The following is a 20203-nucleotide window of genomic DNA, read 5'->3' on the forward strand; positions in this document are numbered from 1 at the left end:
CCATGTTTTCATCCAACATCTTTCAGCTCGGCTTAAAGGAACTGCGTGGACTGGCGCGCGATCCAATGCTGGTGCTGCTGATCCTCTACGCATTCAGTCTGCAAATCTATACCGGATCAAGCGCCCTGCCCGAAACGCTCAACAATGCCGCAATTGCAATTGTCGATGAGGATCAATCACCTCTTTCCGGCCGCATCAGCACGGCATTCACGCCGCCCTATTTCGTGCCGCCGAAGCAGATCGACATCAGTGAGATGGATCGCAGAATGGATGCGGGGCTTGATACATTCGCCCTCAACATTCCCCCGGATTTCCAGCGCCATGTGCTGGCAAACCAGCATCCGGCAATCCAGCTCAATGTTGACGCAACACGTATGAGCCAGGCCTTCAGCGGCAGCAGCTACATCCAATCGATCGTGACGAGCGAGGTCAATGAGTTTCTGGAGCGGTATCGCGGCCAAACCAATGTTCCCGTGGACCTGACGCTTCGGGCCCGTTTCAACCCGTCACTCGACAAGTCGTGGTTCGGCTCCATCAACAACATCATTACGTCCATCACCATGTTATCGATTGTCCTGACGGGCGCTGCACTGATCCGTGAGCGTGAGCACGGGACCGTCGAACATCTACTGGTCATGCCGGTAACACCCACGGAAATCATGCTCAGCAAAATCTGGTCGATGGGCCTGGTGGTGCTGGTTGCCGCGGGTTTTGCGCTGTTCGGAGTGGTCAAAGGGTTGCTTGGGGTACCGATTGAGGGCTCTCCGTTCATCTTCCTGCTGGGAACGGCACTGTTTCTGTTTGCAACGACATCCATGGGGATATTCCTTGCGACCGTGGCGGGCTCGATGCCGCAATTCGGTCTGCTGCTTATTCTGGTACTGTTGCCGCTTCAGGTGCTTTCAGGTGCAATGACACCGCGTGAAAGCATGCCTGACATCATCCAGCACATCATGCTGCTTGCACCCAACACCCACTTCGTCATCCTCGCACAGGCGGTGCTGTTCAGGGGGGCTGGTCTTGATGTTGTGTGGCCGCAATTGCTTGCCCTGCTGGTTATTGCCGTTATTCTCTTCACTTTGGCATTACGCCGGTTCCGCAACTTCCTGCGATAAATCAGGCACGTTTTTGAGTGCTTTATCTGGCGTGAAACCCTCGTGAATCAGGGGATCGAGCAAAGCCGCCGCACGTTGACAGTTAAGTCTTCATTAACCATGCTTGGTTACGAGTCGTTATCTGCCCGCCGATGGTTGTCGGCGCTCGTTAGCATCGGTCGCTAAATGACATATCAACTGCTTCCGGTATTGGCTCGACGTCTCGGGCTTTTCACAGCATTAGCCTCATTGGCCTTTGTCGTGCCGTCGTTTGGGCAGTCGGTGTGGACCGGTAATAAGGACAATGAATTCAGCGACGGAACGAACTGGACACCTGCTCTGCCGGGCGCAAATGATGCTGCCGCTGTTAACACTGGTTCCCCGCAGGTCACCAATAACGTCACCGTCAATCAGCTTGGTGTAAATGGCGGCGATGTCACCATCACCAATACCGGTACACTAACGGTGACCAGTGGCAGCACGATCAACTCCGGCACCCTCGGTATCAATGCTGGTGGCGTCGTGAATTCCGATATCGACCTGAATGGCGGCAACCTGTTCATCGATGGAACGCTCAACGGCAAACTGCAATTGAATGCAGGCAACGTTGCGGTAAATGGCAGCCTAGGCAGTGCTGTGGTGGAAGCGACCACTGCACTTTCCAACAGCGGGACTGTGGGCGATGTGTCCGTGTCCTCCGGCGGGACCTTTACCAATAACACAACTGGCAATGCTGGTGCACTCGCCAATGCCGGTACGGCGTCGAATGCCGGCACGCTTGGCTCGTTGACAAATACGGCAGGCAACTTCACCAACAACAACCTCGGCGTCATCAGTGGAAAGACGATAATCTCCGGCGGAACGGTGACCAACAATTTCCAGATGACAGATGCGGATGTCGCCGCGGCAGCAGATTTCGTCAACAACAACGGCGCAACGGCTGGCAATATCAGAAACTCCGGCACAGTCTCCAATGCCGGTACCATCACATCCCTGCAAAACAATGCGGGAAGTTTCACCAACAACTTCGGCGGTGTTGTCTCTGGTGCGACAACTGTAGCCGGAGGCACTGTCACCAACAATGCCGAGATGAATGCTGTGAGTGTCGGGACTGGTGGCATATTCACCAACACCACGGATGGCACGGCCGGTGCCGTTACCAATGCCGGCAACAGTTCCAATGCCGGCGAAATCGCCTCGCTGACCAACACTTCCGGAAACTTCGTCAACAATGCCGGCGGCACAATCACCGGACAGACCACCATTACCGGCGGGACAGTCACCAACAATTTCGAGATAACCGACGCCGACGTTGCAGCCGCCGCAGCCTTCATCAACAACTCTGACGGCATCGCGGGTAATATCAGAAATTCCGGCACGGTGACCAATGCTGGAACGATTGCATCCCTTCAAAATGACGCTGGCTCTTTCACCAACAATAGTGGTGGCGAGGTTACGGGCACGACGACAGTCAATGGCGGAACGGTCGTCAACAATGCAACGCTTGCTTCCGTCGAGATCGGCAATCAGGGCACATTTACCAATAACAACGGGGCAACGACGGGCGCGGTCACCAATTCCGGCACCGCGTCGAATGACGGTATAGTTGCGTCATTGACCAACAATGGTGGTTCCTTCTCAAACACCGGCATCATCAGTGGTGCGGCGAGCGTCAGCGGCGGTGAATTCATCAATGAAGGAACAGTCACCGGAACGATCGATGTTTTTGACGGCGGTTTGCTGTCCGGCAGCGGTGTCTCCGGCAGATTGGTGATCAATGCCGGTGGCATTCTCTCCCCCGGTCCTGGCCTGCAAACCGTTTCCGTGAATGGTGACCTGACCTTCCGCATTGGATCGACCTACCAGGTGGATATTACCTCAACCGGTCTGTCGGATCAGGTGAACGCCATCGGCACAATTGATATCGAAGGTGGTACGCTCAATATTCGTGCAGCAAGCAACACCTATGGCCTGTCCACGGCCTACACGATCCTGTCGGCCAGCAGCATTATCGGTAATTTCGACACCATCGCCAGCGACTTTGCGTTTCTTTCCCCGACGCTGACCTACAATCCGACGACATTGGATCTCAGCCTTGATCGCAATACTGTGCGTTTTGCCGATGTTGCCCTGACACAAAATGAACGTGTAACCGCAGCAGCCGTTGAGAGTCTGGGATCGACAAATGCACTGTTCATGGCCGTGTTGCCTCTCAATATAGAAACCGCCGAGACCGCCTTTTCACAGATTAACGGCGAGGTTCACGCATCACTCAAAAGCGCGTTTCTCTGGGAAAGCAAGTTTCCCCGTGACGCGATCATTGATCAGATGAACCCGCTGATCGCCAAACCCTGGGCATATCAGGAAGAGCTGTCGTTCTGGACAACCGGCATATTTTCTCAAGGTAATTTTTCTGAAAATGGTGTGGCCAGCGGTCTTGATACCCGTGTAGCAGGCTCACTCATCGGCGCTGATTTTGCCATTTCAGAACAATGGCGCCTCGGCGGCATTCTCGGATACAGCTCTCTTTCTGCAGGTTCTGAGGCCACGGCAGACAGTTATCATGCAGGCCTTTATGCTGCCGGTGGCTTCGGTCCTCTTGATATACTTGGCGGGGCCATCTATTCACGCAACGATATCTCGACCAAACGCGATATCGCATTCGGCTCCTTCACCGACCGGCTGACGGCCGATTACGGCAGCGATACTCTTCAGGCATTTGGCGACATTTCCTGGACGCTGGAACTGGATGATGTCAAGCTGCAGCCCTTCGCCAATCTTGCCTATATCAATCTCAATACGGATGATTTCCGTGAAGATGGCGGTGTCGCAGCCTTGTCTGTTGCCGGTGGCTCCAACAACCTGACCGTCTCAACCATAGGCATGCGCTGGGCTGCCAACCTACCGACTGACATGCCGGTGATGGTATCTGGCATGCTGGGCTGGCGCCACGCAATCGGTGATCTTTCGCCCACCTCATTTTTTGCCTTTGAGGGTGGCTCACCTTTCATTTTGGAAGGCGTGACCATGCCGCGCGATTCAATGTTGGTAAAAGCTGGCATTACCGCCAGACTTTCCAAATCCGCACGTTTGACACTGAGTTATGCTGGCGAGTTTGCCAGTGGCTTTCAGTCAAATGCGGCCCATGCCAACCTACAGGTCAATTTTTAGCGTCGACAATAGTTGTCCGGCAAACATCCGCACAAAAAAACAGTGCCCCGAAGTTCTTCAACTTCGGGGCACTGCGTTTCAGGTCAAATCTTAGTAGTGGACCGACAGGCTATCGATCGGTGTGGTCTTTGGCGGCGCGAACTTGGTCAGGTCGATGCCGTCAACCGCACTGCGGTACTCTTCAATGCTTGGCGTGCGGCCAAGAATTGCCGACAGCACCACGACCGGGGTCGAAGCCAGAAGCGATTCACCCTTCTTCTCCGAGGTGTCTTCCACAACGCGGCCTTGGAACAGGCGGGTCGAGGTTGCGAGAACCGTGTCACCCTTTTCAGCCTTTTCCTGGTTGCCCATGCAAAGGTTGCAGCCTGGACGCTCGAGATAGAGAATGTTCTCGTACTCGGTACGGTTAGCAGTCTTTGGCTTCAGGTCATCAAATTCGAAGCCGGAATACTTCTGCAGGATTTCCCAATCCCCTTCAGCCTTCAACTCGTCAATGATGTTGTAGGTTGGTGCGGCAACCACCAGAGGCGCCTTGAACTCAACCTTGCCTGCAGCTTTTTCGATGTTCTTCAACATCTGGGCAACAATCTTGATGTCGCCCTTATGCACCATGCACGAACCAACGAAGCCGAGGTCGACCTTCTTGGTGCCGCCATAATACGAAACCGGGCGGATCGTGTCATGCGTATAGCGACGGGAAACGTCTGTATTGTTGACGTCAGGGTCAGCGATCATTGGCTCGTTGATGATGTCGAGATCCACGACAACTTCTGCGAAGTACTTCGCGTTGGCATCCGGGCTCAGAGCAGGCTTTTCACCCGAACGGATTTCGGCAATGCGCTGATCTGCCTTGGCAATCAGGCCTTTCAGCGTGCCAACAGCATTGTCCATGCCCTTGTCGACCATGATCTGGATGCGCGACTTGGCGATTTCCAGCGACTCGATCAGCGTCTCGTCCTGCGAGATACAGATCGACGCCTTGGCCTTCATTTCAGCCGTCCAGTCGGTGAATGTGAAGGCCTGGTCAGCGAGAAGCGTACCGAGGTGAACTTCAATGATGCGGCCCTGGAAGACGTTGTCGCCATGCTGCTTGAGCATCTGCGCCTGTGTGGCATGAACAACGTCGCGGAAGTCCATGTACGGTTGCATCGTGCCCTTGAAGGTCACCTTGACCGACTGCGGGATTGGCATTGTTGCCTCACCGGTGGCCAGTGCCAGCGCCACGGTGCCAGAGTCTGCACCAAACGCAACGCCCTTGGACATGCGGGTGTGGCTGTCGCCGCCGATGATGATTGCCCAGTCATCCACGGTGATGTCGTTCAACACCTTGTGGATGACGTCGGTCATCGAGTGGTAAGCGCCCTTCGGATCACGCGCGGTGATAACGCCGAAGTTGTTCATGAAGGACATCAGCTTTGGAATATTGGCCTGTGCCTTTTTGTCCCAAACGGAAGCCGTGTGGCAACCGGACTGATAAGCACCGTCAACCAGCGGTGAAATGACGGTCGCCGCCATCGCCTCAAGTTCCTGCGCAGTCATCAGACCGGTGGTGTCCTGCGAACCGACAATATTTACAATTACACGGACGTCGGAGCCCGCATGCAATACCTTGCCTGGCGTCACGCCAACCGCGTTGCGGTTGAAGATCTTTTCAACAGCTGTCAGTCCCTGGCCTTCGATTGAAATTTCCTTGTTTGGCGCAAAGACCGCAGTCGGCTCAACGCCGAGGGTCTGGGCGGCAAATGTCTGGAGCTTCTTGCCGAAAACGATAGCGTAGGAGCTACCAGCCTTCATGAACTCCATCTTCTGCGGTGTGAAGGCCGCAGCAACATCAACCAATTCGTTGCCATTTTCATCACGAAGTTTTTTACCCTTCGCGTCGATTTTCAAAACAGTGCCGGTTTCTACCGAAAACTGCTGTTCAAGGATCGGGTTGCCATCATTGTTGAGGATCGGCTTGCCATCGTCACCGGTCTTTTTGGTCCAGTTCTTCAGGTTGATACCGATGCCGCCGGTCACGTCGACAGTGGTCGCGAAGATCGGCGAGATACCGTTGGTGCCCGCAACGATTGGCGCGAAGTTGACGAAAGGCACATAAGGGCTGGCCTGCTTGCCGGTCCACAGCGCAACGTTGTTTACGCCGGACATACGCGACGAACCCACGCCCATCGTACCCTTTTCGGCGATCATCATAACGCGCTTGTCAGGATGCTGCTTCTGCAGCGCAACGATCTCGGCCTGTGCTTCAGGCGTGATCATACACTGACCATGCAACTGGCGGTCGGAACGCGAATGCGCCTGGTTACCCGGCGACAGAAGGTCCGTCGAAATGTCGCCTTCAGCTGCGATGAAGGTCACAACCTTGATTTCGTCTTCGACGTCAGGAAGCTTGGTGAAGAATTCAGCCTTGGCATAGCTTTCGAGAACGCTCTTCGCGACGGCATTGCCAGCCTTGTAGGCATCACGCAGGCGGAACATGTCGGCATCGTAAAGGAAGACCTGGGTCTTCAACACATCACCGGCCTTGGTTGCGATTGCAGCATCGTCACCGAGCGCGATATCGAGCAGAACCCTGACCGAAGGACCACCCTTCATGTGCGACAGGAGTTCGAGAGCAAACGTCGGCGTAATCTCGGGCACGACCGCTTCGCCAAGGATGATTTCCTTCAGGAACGCGGCTTTGACACCTGCAGCACTGGTGGTGCCTGGCAGCGTGTTGTAGATGAAGAATTTGAGGGCATCGGCGCGGTGTTCGCTACCTGTATCCTTGATCAGCGCAATGATCTCACCGACGAGAGCTCCGTCATCAATCGGTTTGGGAGCGAGCCCTTGAGTTTCTCTGCTTTTGATCTCAGCCAGGTAATCCAAATAAAGGTTCATCGTAATCCCAACGTCATAATGTGTATGGCGCTGAAACGCAGCGCCACCAAACGGTATTGTTAATCGGCCCAAGGGTCGTGCAGGTTTCGAGTACGTCAACAAAGGCCGACTTGCAAGATACTGCATTTCAGTAAAAAAATATTACTTCGGTTTCAGCGAAAAGCTTTAAAAAACCGCGCTGCGCAGGGTGGTTAAGCCGCAAACCTCTAAATGCTTAAATTCGTGCCGATTGATGCCAGCGATATGACGGAAACGGGCGCTTATCGAGGCAGGGTCCGAGAACTGTCATCAAGGAAATCTAAACCTGATACAGCGCCTCTTCAGTTGGCAAATTTGACGCCTCGTAAAGACATAATCGTAAGGGCCGCAAAAACGGTTGGCAGATGTGGCTGGCCGTTGCCGGGCGGCAAATTTCCGAAGAAGCTAATTAATGCATTGATAATAAACAATTTTACCCCGAAAAATCCGCCAAATTCTCGATAAGTAATTGTACTACATATTCAATTTCGCCCGGTAGTTATTCGGGTTCGAAAATTAAGAATTTGTTAACCCAATCTAAGCGAACATTAGCAAGTTCTTATTACTCGTTATTGGAGTATTCGTTCATTGCTAGGCGCCGGCCAAATTGCGGTGCAATGGCACAGGGAGAGAGCATGAAGTTCGCACCAATACGCTATTTTGTTCCGTTTGTTTCACTGATGTTTCTGCCAGCCGTCGCCTTTGCGCAGACGTCTACATCGACGAACTTCACGGTGCAGATCACCATTCAGGCAGCCTGCCAGATTAACTCTGCCGCCAATCTCAATTTTGGCACCAATGGTGTTCTCGCGGCCAATGTAGATGCAACCAGCCAGATTATCGTGCAATGCACGACGGGCACGCCATTTAGTCTAGGTCTAAGTGCGGGCGCTGGGACTGGCGCAACAGTTACGACCCGTTTAATGACCGGCCCCGCCTCGGCCACAATCGCTTACAGCCTCTACAGAGATGCCGCACACTCACTTGTTTGGGGCAACACGGTAGGCACGGACAGGTTAACCGGGACAGGAACCGGCGCGGCACAGCCTTTTACTGTCTATGGGCGTGTTGGGCCCCAAAACACCCCTGCTCCTGGCACTTACACGGATACCGTGACGGCCACACTCACTTATTGATCGCCAAAGGGAGGATCGCATATGCGTCTTTTTACTTTAGCGGCTGCGTTACTTGCCGGTTTGTATGTTTCACCTTCTCACGCAACCTCGTTACGGGTCTCACCCGTTATTTTGGATCTCAGAGCACCAGCAGCGACGTCCAATCTGCGCATCCGCAACGATGCCAAAACAGCCATCAATGTTCAGGTCCGGATTTTCCGCTGGACCCAGCAAAACGGCTCGGATGTCTTAACGGCGGTAGACGATGTTGTTGCAAGCCCACCGATCACACAACTCAAACCCGGGGCGGAAAATCTCGTCCGCATCGTGCGGCTCTCCAAGGTGCCTGTGAAGGCTGAAGAGAGCTACCGCGTCATGGTCGATGAATTGCCAACACAGGGTAAACTTCGATCCGGCACCATCAATCTCGTTGTCCGCCATTCCATCCCGGTCTTTTTCTCGAAAGACGATGCCAGCGAGGCGCAGCCAACATGGTCTGTGACACCCAAGGGCAATGGCTACCAGGTTACCGTCTCCAATAAAGGCTCCAAGCGCGTGCGCATCGCCAATATCAGGCTGCTCAATGGAAGTGGTCAAGCGGTGGCCCAGCAACAGGGACTTGTCGGTTATGTACTCGGAAAATCCGGTGCAACCTGGCTGGTGCCGGCAGCCGGCGGCAAGCGAGGCGGCGGCACACTGAAAATTTCCGCAGATAGCGAAAGCGGCCCTGTCAATGCGACGGCGCGCGTTAAGGGCGGTTAGCCTTGCCGTTTTGACGATTGCAGGTTTGACGATCATTTCATCGCGCAGTTTTTCCCAGGATCAGGATTTACCTCCTGATGCCTCACCCCCCTCTGTTGCCGCCGAGGACGTGAGAGAGTTACAACTTGAAGTCTATATCAACGATGTTTCAACAGAACTGATCGCCACCTTTCGTCAAAACAGCACCGGCTCGCTCCTGATTGAGCCGGTTCAATTGAGAAATGTCGGAATTATCCCGGTTGAAACTGCTGTCGGTGCCGATGGTTGGGTTGATATCGCCAAGCTGCCGGATGTCAGCTGGCGTTACGACGAAAGCAACCAGTCCATCTATTTTTCGCTTTCGACGGAAGCCCGCGCCAGCAAGGTCATCGACGCCTCCGGCCAAACCGATACGCAAGAGGACGAAGAAAAAAAAGAACGGGCCACGAGCGATCTGGGAGGTTTGGTGAATTACACGATCTACGGATCATCCGGCGGTAAAAGCTGGTCGGACATTGTCGAATATAACGGCGTCTCGGCCTTGCTGGAAAGCCGTGTTTTTGGCCCACTCGGTGTCTTGTCATCCTCCCAGGTCCTGAGCACCTCAAAGGTCGAGCAGTTTGACAGCAAACGCCTCGACACCACTTGGAGCTATTCCGATGAAGATAATTTGACGACTTATAGAGCAGGCGACCTGATCACAGGCGGGCTGACATGGACACGCCCGATGCGGATGGGTGGAATACAGATACGTCGCAACTTCGATCTGCGTCCGGATATTGTCACGATGCCAATGCCTGATTTTTCCGGCTCTGCTGCGGTGCCTTCTACCGTTGATGTCTATGTCGACAATATCAGACGTATCTCACAGGAGGTGCCCGAAGGCCCATTTTCCATTACAAACCTTCCCGTGGTCAGCGGTGCCGGCAATGCACGGCTGGTGGTGCGCGATGCGCTGGGACGGGAGACCGTGTCGGAAACGCCGTTTTTTGCATCGGCAGATTTGCTGGCACCCGGCCTCATCGACTTTTCCGCCGAACTCGGTTTTGCCCGCAACAATTACGGCATCTCCTCATTTGACTATGACGAGAATTTTCTCGGCTCCGCGACCGTACGGTACGGCTTGACCAACAAGTTGACCGTAGAAGGCCATGCCGAAGGCGGCGAGGAATTTTATAATGTCGGGCTTGGTGGTGTTTTCACACTCGGCGCATTCGGATTGGGCACAGTTTCGGGTGCCACCAGCCACTTCCGGGAAGACAGTGGCTATCAGCTATCGGCAAGCGTCGAAGCAGAATTGTTGGGAATGCAGGTTTTTGCGCGCTCGCAGCGGGCGTTCGGCGATTTTCATGACATGGCATCCGTCGCGGCAACCAGATCAAAGAATGCAACGGCCTTGAACTTGGTCAACGCCCGCCCGGCGCGTTCGCTTGATCAGATTTCCCTCTCCACCCAACTCAGCTTCGATGAAGCAAGTCTCAATTTTTCCTACACGCAGCTGGAAACTTTCGATGAAAGAAAGTCCCGGCTGCTCGGCCTTACTGTCACACGGCCTATCGCCGAAAACGGCAACATCTTTGTCACCGCCTACAAGGATTTGGCGGATAAGAAATCCTACGGAATTTTTGCCGGTCTCTCCTGGACATTTGGCGGTGGCATTTCTACCTCTGCAGGATTCTCGTCCAGCGCCGATGGTTATTCCGTTACGGCAGATGCGGTCAAATCCGAGCAACAAACCGAGGGCAGTTATGGGTGGCGGTTGCGCGGCTCACGCGGCAACAATGATATCATTTCAGGCTCGGCCAGTTATCGCGGCAGCGCTGCACGCGTCGCGGCCGGTGTCGATCAATTCAACGGCAGCACACAAGGTTACGTACAACTGGATGGCTCAGTTGCCTTGGCCGGTGGTGACGTCTTCTTTGGCAACCGCATCGATGATGCTTTTGCTGTCGTTGATGCCGGCGCGCCGGGTGTCGAGATTTCGCTGGAAAACCGCCCCATCGGCCAAACCAACCGCCGCGGCAAGATCTTGCTTCCGAACTTGCGGTCTTATGATGCCAACATGATCACGCTCGACCCGGCCAACCTGCCAATCGATGCGCGAATTGACCGAACCAAACAGACGGTGATTCCGACGGAAGGCGGAGGCGCCGTCGTTGATTTCAAAGTGGAGACCGGCGGTCACGTCGCGCTGGTGACATTGAAATCAGAAAGCGGAGATGTCATCGAAACAGGGTCTTCTGGCACCATCGATGGCAATGACGACAGTAGTTTTGTGGTCGGCTACGACGGACAGGCCTATCTCGAAAACGTCTCGAACAAGCACCGACTTCTCATTCATCAACCGACCAAAGGCGACTGCGAGGCGCACATCGTTATTGGATCGACCACGGAGACCCGTGCAACCCTTGAAGCGACATGCAGGAGCGTTCAATGATGATGCTGACCCGTGCAGGCCTTGCCATCGCAGCTTTTCTTTGCGCCGCACCGGTGCTGGCGCAAACATGCAGCTTCAGTATGACGGATATGAATTTCGGTTTCGTCAATCTGGCAAGCGGTGCGGCCGTGGATACAACGGCCACATTAAATGTGACCTGCACCAACCCGCTGGCACTGGGCCTGTCGGTGCGTATCTGCCCCAATATCAACGCTGGTAGTGGTGGGCAATCCGGCGGCATTCGCCGCATGCTTCAAGGCAGCAACATACTCAATTATCAGCTGTATCAAAATGCCGGAAGAACAACACCTTGGGGTTCCACCACTCAAACGGCACTGGGTTCGCCACCGCCTATCGACCTGTTGCTACCCATTCTGCCGCCACTGCTTGGCAGCACCAGCCGCACCGTCTACGGCAGAATTTTAGCCAGTCAGGCATCTGCTGCGCGCGGCATCTATCTCTCGAGTTTCGCTGGCGCGCAAACCAGCTTCACCTATACGACCTATACGTTGCTGGCACCGAATTGCTCTGACGTTACGCAGAACCCGACACTGGTCCCTTTTAACGTAACGGCGGCTGTGGAACCGGCATGTCGTGTGTCGGCGCAGTCGATCAACTTCGGCAACCATGGCGTTCTCAATAGTGCAGTCGATGCAAACGGAGCGATCACACTGACCTGTACTGCGAACCTTGCCTACAGCATTGCCCTCAATGGCGGATTGAGCAATAGCCCGCCTGCTGCGCGGCAGATGGTCTTGGGAAGCTCATCGGTTATTTACGGGCTCTACAGGGATGCCGCCCGCTCCAATGTCTGGGGCAGTGCCGCTGGACAGGTGGTCACCGGCACAGGAACCGGGACATCACAGAGCGTAACCGTCTACGGTCGCGTTCCGGCACAAAACACGCCAGCGCCGGGGCAATATAATGACACGGTTGTTGTGACGGTCAGCTATTAGCCGATGGCCACCGCATAAAAGGCCTCCTGCCACGCATCAGCGGCAAGAGGCTTTCAACTCAACCAGCATCAGACAATCTTGCCACGCGCGGCAACAGGCCATTTCTCAACGCCGGACACACCAGCGCCGGTTACGAAAACAGCGTCCACCATGTTCGTTACCACGCAAACGTGGTTCGGCACGATTTGCAGGCGATCACCGACATTCAGGCCGATGGAACCGGTACTGACCAGACGACCATGTTCCTCAGACAACTGATCAATTGTGATGTCATCACGACCGAGCACATGACCATAGCCTGTCAGCCCGAGAAGGTCAGATGTCAGCGTCTTGGAACCAGCATCGATAATCGCACGGTTTGGTGCTGGCACAGAAACAACCGTCGCAAGCACCGTCAGGGCGCAATTGTCCCACGTCGTCACGCCGCGTGATACGAGCGAACGGTCATTATAGATATAGGTTCCCGGACGATACTCTGTCGTGACCGGCGCCTCGGCAGCATGCATCATCGACGGCGTGCCGCCCGATGTGATCACAGGAACAGCGATGCCCTGCGCCTCGATAAGCGACTTCGCTTCGCCCATAAAGCGCTCCACCGATGCCTCCCCACCAGCGGGCGGATAGGTCATCAGACCGCCAAACACGAGCCCCGGTGCCGCATCAATATAGGCTGCAAGCTTCAGAGCCGCATCAGGCGACGGAACACCACAACGGTTGGCACCGGTGTCGCATTCCACCAGAACGGCAAGCGGCTGCGCCTCACCAGCGAACGTCGCAGACAGTCCATCCACAATCTCGGCGCTATCAGCAACAACCGATAGTTTTACCTTTCCGGCAAGGTCCTTCAGGTGCTCCAGCTTTTCGCTGCCGATGATGTTGTAGGTGATCAGCACATCGGTGATTGCGTCGCTGCCTGCAACCATCGCCTCTGCTTCCGAGACTTTCTGGCAGGTGATGCCAGTTGCTCCGGCAGCAAGTTGCATCTCTGCCAATGCAGGCAATTTATGCGTCTTGATATGCGGCCTTACCCGCAATCCATTTTTATCAGCATAGCTCTGAAAACGCTCGACATTCGCCTTTGCGATATCAAGGTCAACGAGGATTGCAGGCGTGTTGGCTACGTCAATGTCGCTGGGCGAAAAGGGCATAAATTCCTCTGTCTTGGCAAGTACGGGGCTGCCACAAAATACATCACTTTACGGCGCCGCACCAATTATCACCTATACCTATTGACAATACATCCTCCATGATACTTGATATGTCAATCCAATAAAACAGACATATGTCCAATATATTGGAATACAAGGAAACGTTCAGTTCATAGGGGAACGCCATGACCATTTCTTTCCGTACCGGCATCATGTCTCTGGTCGCCGCCACATTCCTTTCCACCACTCCGGTTCTCGCCGACGGCAGCAAACTCGATGAAGTTCTTGCGCGCGGCCATCTCGTGCTCGGCACAGGCAGCACCAACGCGCCATGGCACTTCAAGAGCGCCGACGACAAGCTGCAGGGTTTTGACGTTGATATGGGCCGCATTGTTGCCAAGGCGCTGTTTGGCGATCCAGACAAGATTGAATACGTCAACCAGTCGTCTGACGCCCGTATTCCAAACATCACCACCAACAAGGTTGACCTGACCTGCCAGTTCATGACGGTAACAGGCGAACGCGCGCAGCAGATCGCCTTCACCATTCCTTATTACCGTGAAGGCGTCGGCCTAATGCTCAAGGCAGACGGCAAATATGCTGATTATGAAGCTCTGAAGGCCGCTGGCTCGTCCGTGACCATCTCGGTTCTGCAGAATGTGTACGCTGAAGCCATGGTTCATGCCGCTCTGCCGGATGCGAAAGTTGACCAGTACGAATCCGTTGACCTGATCTATCAGGCTCTGGAATCCGGCCGTTCCGACGCTGCCGCAACCGACCAGTCGTCGCTTGCCTGGTACATGACCCAGAACCAGGGCCGCTACAAGGATGCCGGTTACGGCTGGAACCCACAGACCTATGCTTGCGGCGTCAAGCGTGGCGACCAGGATTGGCTGAACTTCGTCAACACCGCTCTGCATGAAGCCATGACCGGCGTCGAGTTCGATTTCTATGCGAACTCCTACAAGACATGGTTCGGCAAGGAACTGGCGCCGCCACAGATCGGCTTCCCGGTCGAATACAAATAAGCTCACCGGCTTGTCTCATATGGACGGAGGGCACCACCCTTCGTCCCGCTCACTCTACTATGGCAGGATGACGCCATGGGCTACACGCTCAATTTTGCCGCCGTCTGGCGCAGTTTCGACCAGCTTCTTGAAGGTCTGTTACTCAGTCTTGGCCTTGCTTTTGTTGCCATTCTGATCGGTGCGCTGATCGGTCTGCTTGTCGCTTTCGCGCTGATCTCAAAGAATGTCTGGATCAAGGCTCCGGCTGCGACCTATGTCACAATCATTCGCAACCTGCCGATCCTCGTGCTGGTGTTGTTTGCCTATTTCGCATTGCCGCAGCTTGGCGTGCGGCTTGGCAAAATCGAAAGTTTTGTCGCCGTTCTGGCGATCTATTCCGGTGCCTACCTGGCCGAAGTGTTTCGGGCCGGCCTGTTGTCGATCCCGCGCGGTTTGACGGAAGCAGGTCTCGCCATCGGCCTGACGCCGATGCAGATCCGCACTTCGATCATCGCACCGCTGATGTTCCGCAATGTGTTGCCATCACTGTCCTCTACGATCATTTCGCTGTTCAAGGACACATCACTTGCTGCGGCTATCGCCGTGCCGGAACTGACCTTCGAAGCACGCAAGATCAATGTCGAGACGTTTCGTATCGTCGAAACCTGGATCGTCGCATCGGGTCTCTACGTCACCACCTGTTTTGTGCTCGCCGCGCTGATGCGTTTTGTCGAGCGCCGTCTGGCCGTCCCGAGGTGATGTCATGATGGATTTTTCCGCTTTTTTTGATCAGGTCTGGCTGGCGCGTTACGTCATCCTCAAAGGCCTCGGCGTCACGGTATCGATCTCGCTTCTGTCGATCCTCGCAGGCTCAGTACTCGGTGTGTTCGTTGGCCTGTCGCTGGTCTACGGTAATCGTGTGCTTCGCTTCTTTGTCCGCGCCTACACTGACTTCATCCGCGGCACGCCGGTTCTCGTACTGGTTCTCGCCAGCTATTACGTGCTGTCAGCTGTCGGCATCGAGCTTGGACCTTTTCAAGCGGGCGTGTTTGCCCTCGCCATCTTTTGTTCCTCGCATGTCGGCGAAATCGTCCGTGGTGGCCTGCAGGCCATTCCCAAGGGACAGACCGAAGCCGCCAAGGCAATCGGCCTGACCTTCAGCCAGACCTTCGCCTATGTGCTTTGGCCACAGGCATTGCGGCAGTTCCTGCCGGCCTGGGTCAATACGGCAGCGGAGATGGTCAAGGCATCGACCCTGCTTTCGGTGATTGGCGTTGCCGAGCTTTTGCTGCGCACGCAAGAGATCATCTCCCGCAATTTCATGAGCCTGCAGTTCTATTTCTTCGCCGGGCTTCTCTACTTCGTCATCAACTACAGCATCGAGCGTTTTGGCAAATACGTCGAACGCAAGACGGCTGTCCCGTCCTGAGGCCGCATGTCATGAGCAAGGTACTTCTCGAAATTCAGGGGCTGCGCAAGCAATATGGCCCACTCGAAGTCTTAAAAGGCGTCGATACCACCATGCACGAAGGCGAGGTTATCTCGATCATCGGCTCTTCCGGCTCCGGCAAGACAACAATGCTTCGTTGCATCAACATGCTGGAAGAGTTCCAGGGCGGACATATCCGCCTAGGCGGTGAAGAGATCGGTTACGAATATTCCGGCAACACTCGCAAACGTAAAAGCGAAAAGGAAATTGCCCGACAGCGCGCCATGACCGGCATGGCCTTCCAGCAATTCAACCTCTTTCCACACATGACGGCGTTGCAAAACGTCATGCTCGGTCTCGTCAAGGTCAAGAAAATGAGCCGTGACGAAGCCCGCGCCATTGGGGAAAAGTGGCTTGAGCGCGTCGGCCTCGGTTCGCGTGGCGGCCATTTCCCCGGCCAGCTCTCGGGCGGCCAGCAGCAACGTGTTGCCATTGCCCGTGCCATTGCCATGTCACCCCAACTGATGCTTTTCGACGAAGTCACCTCGGCCCTTGACCCCGAACTGGTTGGTGAAGTGCTGCAGGTTATCAAGGGCCTGGCCGCAGACGGCATGAGCATGTTGCTCGTCACCCACGAAATGCGCTTCGCATATGAGGTGTCTAGCCGTGTGATCTTCATGAACCAAGGCGTCATCTGTGAAGAAGGCGACCCCAAGGAAATGTTCATCAAGCCGAAAACCGAGCGGCTTGCCGAATTCCTCAAGACATCCAGTTTCAACTAAAAGAAAAGAGAGAATGCAATGACTATCAAGCGTTACGGTGCGGGTGAAACCGGTGCAGGCGGACAGCCCCTTCCCTTCGCCAGAGCAGTTGAAGCCAATGGATGGCTGCATGTTTCCGGTCAGGTGCCTATGGAAAATGGCGAAATCGTTCGCGGCGGAATTGTCGCCGAGACCCGCAAGGCAATCGAAAATCTGATTGCCATCCTGCATGAGGCCGGTTACGGCGTGGAAGACGTGGTCCGTGTTGGCGTCTGGTTGGACGACCCGCGCGACTTCTGGAGCTTCAACGGCGTTTACGCAGAATACTTCGGCGCCAACCCACCAGCCCGCGCTTGTGTTCAGTCGAGTATGATGGTCGATTGCAAGGTAGAAGTCGACTGCATTGCTTACCGCGCCGACCGCGGCTGACAAGATTTGGAGAACAGCATGACCGAGGCGCCACCCGATACGGTATCGCGACGCACAAGGGGACTGGATCGCGCATTCGAGATCCTCGAGTTTCTGCGCGTGAAGCGACAACCCATGCGGCCAAACGAGATCGCCTCGGAAATCGGGGCGCCCCGATCGTCAGTCTATGAACTGATCAATCTTTTGTTGCGCCACGGCATGCTCGACTACGAAGGAGGAGACGGCCGCGTTTATCTCGGCCGCCGCCTCTACTTCCTCGGCACAGCCTATGCCGAACAATTCGATCTGATGCGCGAATGCGACCGCATGCTCATCCGGCTTGCGGAAGAGACCCGAGAAACCGCACAGATGTGCTTGCTTGAAGGCCGCAAATATACCGTTGCCATGATGCGCGAAGGCATTCGCCCGTTTCGCATTTCATCCAATATTGGTGAACTGGTTTCCATCGCCTGGACGGCGTCTGGCCGTCTGCTTGTTTCGCATTTAAGCGACCAGCAGATCCTTGATCTTATCCCGGCGGAAGATTTCATTCTGCCAAACGGCAGACGTATGGAACCGGCTGAATTCATCGCACAGGTGCGTCAGGCCAGCCGCGACGGCTTCTTTACCTTCAACAGTGAAGTCGAGAACTTCACCCATTGTTTTGCCGTGCCGATCTATCAGGCGGATGGCGCTTGCATCGCCACCCTTTGCCTCGTTGCGCCACGAGAAGACGGCTTGCGTAATCGCACCGCCTATCTCGAAAGCTTGATCAAGGCAGCAGACGAGATATCCGAGAAGCTTGGTTTCCATAATAAGAGAAACCAAGCCACTATCGCCGGATAACCTCGCTACACCCTACTTGGCTGCAATCGCAGTCATTTCCACAAGCAGGTCCGGGCGGGCAAGACGAGCCTCTACCGTTGCGCGGGTTGGTGCATGGCCCTTCGACACCCAGGCGTCCCAGGCTTCATTCATTTCATCGAATCCGGACATGTCAGCCAGATAGATATTGACGCTCACCAGATTGTCCTTGGTCACGCCAGCCTTTGAAAGCGTGTCTTCCATATCGAGAAGCACCTCTTCAGTCTGGATTTTGACCGACTGGCCACGGGTCTTTTCAGCGATATGACCGGACAGGAAAATCAGGTTTCCGACAACGACTGCATCACTCCAGCGATCAGTCAGTCCAATTCTCTCAATCATAGCAATCTCCTTTTCGCAGTGACACGTCACTCGCAGAAAGTGACGGCATGAGGCCGGTTTATTCGACTGTCGCCGGTGAAGCCTGCTCCGTCGCGAGGGCTTGCCGGACCGCGATCTCGGCCATGGCCAACGCGGCCTCACGGGTACGGGCGGCGGCGACAAAACGGCCATTGTGGCAGAAGCTTGCACCCTCCACACCACTTGCGGCTTCCAGATCGCCATTGGTCAGGCCCGCCCATGCGACGGGCAAATCAGCGCGCACTTCAAAGCCTTCATCGGCGCGACGAATGGTCGTCAGGCACCAGTCCTTTTCACGTGGATGCACCACGAACAGCAAATGATCGGCACCGGCCTTGATGATCGTTGGGCGGAATGGCATGCCCATTGGCAATTCCAGAACACGCCGTTCCCCTGCATTGTTGATTGCCTGAAGAACAACCGCCTCGGCACGCATTTTGGAGGCGCTTTGGGCAATTCTGGCTTCGACAAAGCTGCGCGCCACACCAAGTGCTGCGTGGAAAGCGCGGTCGCTTGCATCTGGATCAGTGTCGTCAAACACAGGCTTGAGTGTCTCAAGCAATACAGGGAGTGTTAGCCCGCCCAAAACGCCTGAGGGGCTGAATGCGCCATTATCGACCAAATCAATCGGCAGCACGAAGTTTTCGTCAAATGACGCGTGAACCTTTTCAACATGTTCTACCGGCAGACCGGAAGCAACCAGGTAATCGCGACCGTAATGCCTCCAGACCAGACCAAAAGAGCTGTAAGGCTGGCCATCCTCGCGCAGTGGCGCGCCGCGCTGGTGATGATCGAAAATGTTCTTATCGGCATCGTACGCACCGCCGACATCGTAGATGATGCGATCTTCGCCCGGCGCGATCCATTCAGGCGCTCTGCTGCGGACAATACGTGCCTTCGGAAACAGCCGGGTCAGGATTACGCTGGACAGAAGTTCATCAGCATGGAAGCCACCGGAATGGGTGACGAGAAAGTCCGGGATCATACGGGAGACGTACCTTGTATTGTGGAAGATCAGCTTTGGGTGTGCACCAGATAGCCTGTGTCGAGTTTGATCTCAACCCGCCAATCATTTGTCATGTCGTCGCGTGAACTTTTATGCGATTTCGATGATCTCGATTTCCTGATTTCCCGATTGCACCACATCACCGACAGCCTTCCCGATAAGAAGCCGGGCCACAGGAGAGACAAAGGAGATCGAACCTTTTGTCGGATCAGCCTCATCTTCGCCGACAATCCGATAGGTTTGCACCCGTCCGTCATCCCGACTGAAGGTAACGGTGTTGCCGAAGGCAACCTTGTCGGTTGATGACGGCACCGGCATCAACTGAGCCGTATGAACTCTCGCAGCGTAATAACGCAAATCCCGCAAGGGATGGCCCGCCTGACGTCGCCGTTCGTTGACATCCTCGACGGCATTGGCGACAGCATAGGCTTCACGCGCCTGTTGCAACTGCAATTCAAGCGCCTGCAATCCCGCCTCTGTCACGAGATTGGGATGAGGTGAAATAGGGCGATCAGGAAGCAGGGTTTCCGAAGCTGCTTCGGCACTTTCTTCCTTGACAAAGGCAACACTCAATTTCCAACTCCGTCTGACATCAGGCTTATCTTCATCTGTAAGCCATTCTACGCCTTTTAGGTTCCGTAACCACCGCTGTCATCCCCGTCACGCTCCAAGCACAAGCGCCGCAACAACCAAGCCACCGGATAGACAAAATACAAAATTCCATTCATGATTTTGTCGGAGAGACATTTTATACGGAAAATGACAGGACGTAACTCCAAACGCAGCCTTTCCCATAGTCTGCGCGGGC

General features: G+C 54.9%; 17 protein-coding genes. 12 read left to right on the forward strand and 5 right to left on the reverse strand.

The genetic code is table 11. The features are described from left to right. Positions 1-2: 2 nt before the first annotated feature. Positions 3-1115: an ABC transporter permease gene (locus IB237_RS16285; protein WP_192489731.1), complete on the forward strand. Its 1113-nt coding sequence runs from the start codon at positions 3-5 to the stop codon at positions 1113-1115. Positions 1116-1280: 165 nt separating this feature from the next. Continuing rightward, positions 1281-4265 carry an autotransporter domain-containing protein gene (locus IB237_RS16290; protein ID WP_192489732.1) on the forward strand — a complete coding sequence of 995 codons (2985 nt, stop codon included), beginning with the start codon at positions 1281-1283 and terminating at the stop codon, positions 4263-4265. Between the two features lie 90 nt (positions 4266-4355). On the opposite strand, the gene IB237_RS16295 is transcribed toward IB237_RS16290, so the two are convergent. Continuing rightward, on the reverse strand, positions 4356-7145 hold the full coding sequence (locus tag IB237_RS16295; RefSeq protein ID WP_192489733.1) for a bifunctional aconitate hydratase 2/2-methylisocitrate dehydratase: 2790 nt from the start codon (positions 7143-7145) through the stop codon (positions 4356-4358). Positions 7146-7798: 653 nt separating this feature from the next. Here IB237_RS16295 and IB237_RS16300 point away from each other — a divergent pair. From IB237_RS16300 to IB237_RS16315, 4 genes are read left to right on the forward strand one after another with little or no spacing between them, the layout of a single operon-like run. After that, positions 7799-8299, forward strand: a complete 501-nt coding sequence (locus tag IB237_RS16300) for a spore coat U domain-containing protein (protein ID WP_192489734.1) — start codon at positions 7799-7801, stop codon at positions 8297-8299. Positions 8300-8320: 21 nt separating this feature from the next. Beyond that, complete coding sequence (locus IB237_RS16305; RefSeq protein ID WP_192489735.1) at positions 8321-9040, forward strand: molecular chaperone; 720 nt, start codon at positions 8321-8323, stop codon at positions 9038-9040. Next, on the forward strand, positions 9012-11456 hold the full coding sequence (locus IB237_RS16310) for a fimbria/pilus outer membrane usher protein (RefSeq protein WP_192489736.1): 2445 nt from the start codon (positions 9012-9014) through the stop codon (positions 11454-11456). The genes IB237_RS16305 and IB237_RS16310 overlap by 29 nt, the downstream gene beginning before the upstream one ends. Then, complete coding sequence (locus IB237_RS16315; protein WP_192489737.1) at positions 11453-12412, forward strand: spore coat U domain-containing protein; 960 nt, start codon at positions 11453-11455, stop codon at positions 12410-12412. The genes IB237_RS16310 and IB237_RS16315 overlap by 4 nt, the downstream gene beginning before the upstream one ends. Before the next feature lie 68 nt (positions 12413-12480). Here IB237_RS16315 and IB237_RS16320 read toward each other — a convergent pair whose 3' ends face one another. Next, on the reverse strand, positions 12481-13560 hold the full coding sequence (locus tag IB237_RS16320) for a D-TA family PLP-dependent enzyme (RefSeq protein ID WP_192489738.1): 1080 nt from the start codon (positions 13558-13560) through the stop codon (positions 12481-12483). Positions 13561-13745: 185 nt separating this feature from the next. On the opposite strand from IB237_RS16320, the gene IB237_RS16325 reads away from it, so the two are divergent. The 6 genes from IB237_RS16325 (at position 13746) to IB237_RS16350 (ending at position 18011) form a co-directional block, all read left to right on the forward strand. Continuing rightward, the gene (locus IB237_RS16325; protein WP_192489739.1) at positions 13746-14588 is read left to right on the forward strand and encodes a transporter substrate-binding domain-containing protein; all 843 of its coding nucleotides are present in this window, start codon (positions 13746-13748) and stop codon (positions 14586-14588) included. A 75-nt stretch (positions 14589-14663) separates the two neighbouring features. Further along, positions 14664-15326: an amino acid ABC transporter permease gene (locus IB237_RS16330; protein WP_192489740.1), complete on the forward strand. Its 663-nt coding sequence runs from the start codon at positions 14664-14666 to the stop codon at positions 15324-15326. A 4-nt stretch (positions 15327-15330) separates the two neighbouring features. Continuing rightward, a complete protein-coding gene (locus tag IB237_RS16335) occupies positions 15331-15996 on the forward strand; it encodes an amino acid ABC transporter permease (RefSeq protein ID WP_192489741.1) in 666 nt (221 codons plus the stop codon). 11 nt (positions 15997-16007) lie between these two features. Then, entirely contained in the window at positions 16008-16778 is a 771-nt protein-coding gene (locus IB237_RS16340) for an amino acid ABC transporter ATP-binding protein (RefSeq protein WP_192489742.1), read from the forward strand. Positions 16779-16796: 18 nt separating this feature from the next. After that, a complete protein-coding gene (locus tag IB237_RS16345) occupies positions 16797-17186 on the forward strand; it encodes a RidA family protein (RefSeq protein ID WP_192489743.1) in 390 nt (129 codons plus the stop codon). A gap of 18 nt (positions 17187-17204) precedes the next feature. Further along, the gene (locus tag IB237_RS16350; protein WP_192489744.1) at positions 17205-18011 is read left to right on the forward strand and encodes an IclR family transcriptional regulator; all 807 of its coding nucleotides are present in this window, start codon (positions 17205-17207) and stop codon (positions 18009-18011) included. 12 nt (positions 18012-18023) lie between these two features. Here IB237_RS16350 and IB237_RS16355 read toward each other — a convergent pair whose 3' ends face one another. From IB237_RS16355 to greA, 3 genes are all read right to left on the reverse strand, one after another. Continuing rightward, positions 18024-18371: a RidA family protein gene (locus IB237_RS16355; RefSeq protein ID WP_192489745.1), complete on the reverse strand. Its 348-nt coding sequence runs from the start codon at positions 18369-18371 to the stop codon at positions 18024-18026. A gap of 58 nt (positions 18372-18429) precedes the next feature. After that, the gene (locus IB237_RS16360; RefSeq protein ID WP_192489746.1) at positions 18430-19374 is read right to left on the reverse strand and encodes an MYG1 family protein; all 945 of its coding nucleotides are present in this window, start codon (positions 19372-19374) and stop codon (positions 18430-18432) included. Positions 19375-19485: 111 nt separating this feature from the next. Beyond that, entirely contained in the window at positions 19486-19968 is a 483-nt protein-coding gene (greA, locus tag IB237_RS16365) for a transcription elongation factor GreA (protein ID WP_192489747.1), read from the reverse strand. Positions 19969-20203 lie beyond the last annotated feature (235 nt).

The sequence above is a fragment of the Agrobacterium sp. AGB01 genome, assembly GCF_014851585.1.
GTDB lineage: Bacteria > Pseudomonadota > Alphaproteobacteria > Rhizobiales > Rhizobiaceae > Agrobacterium.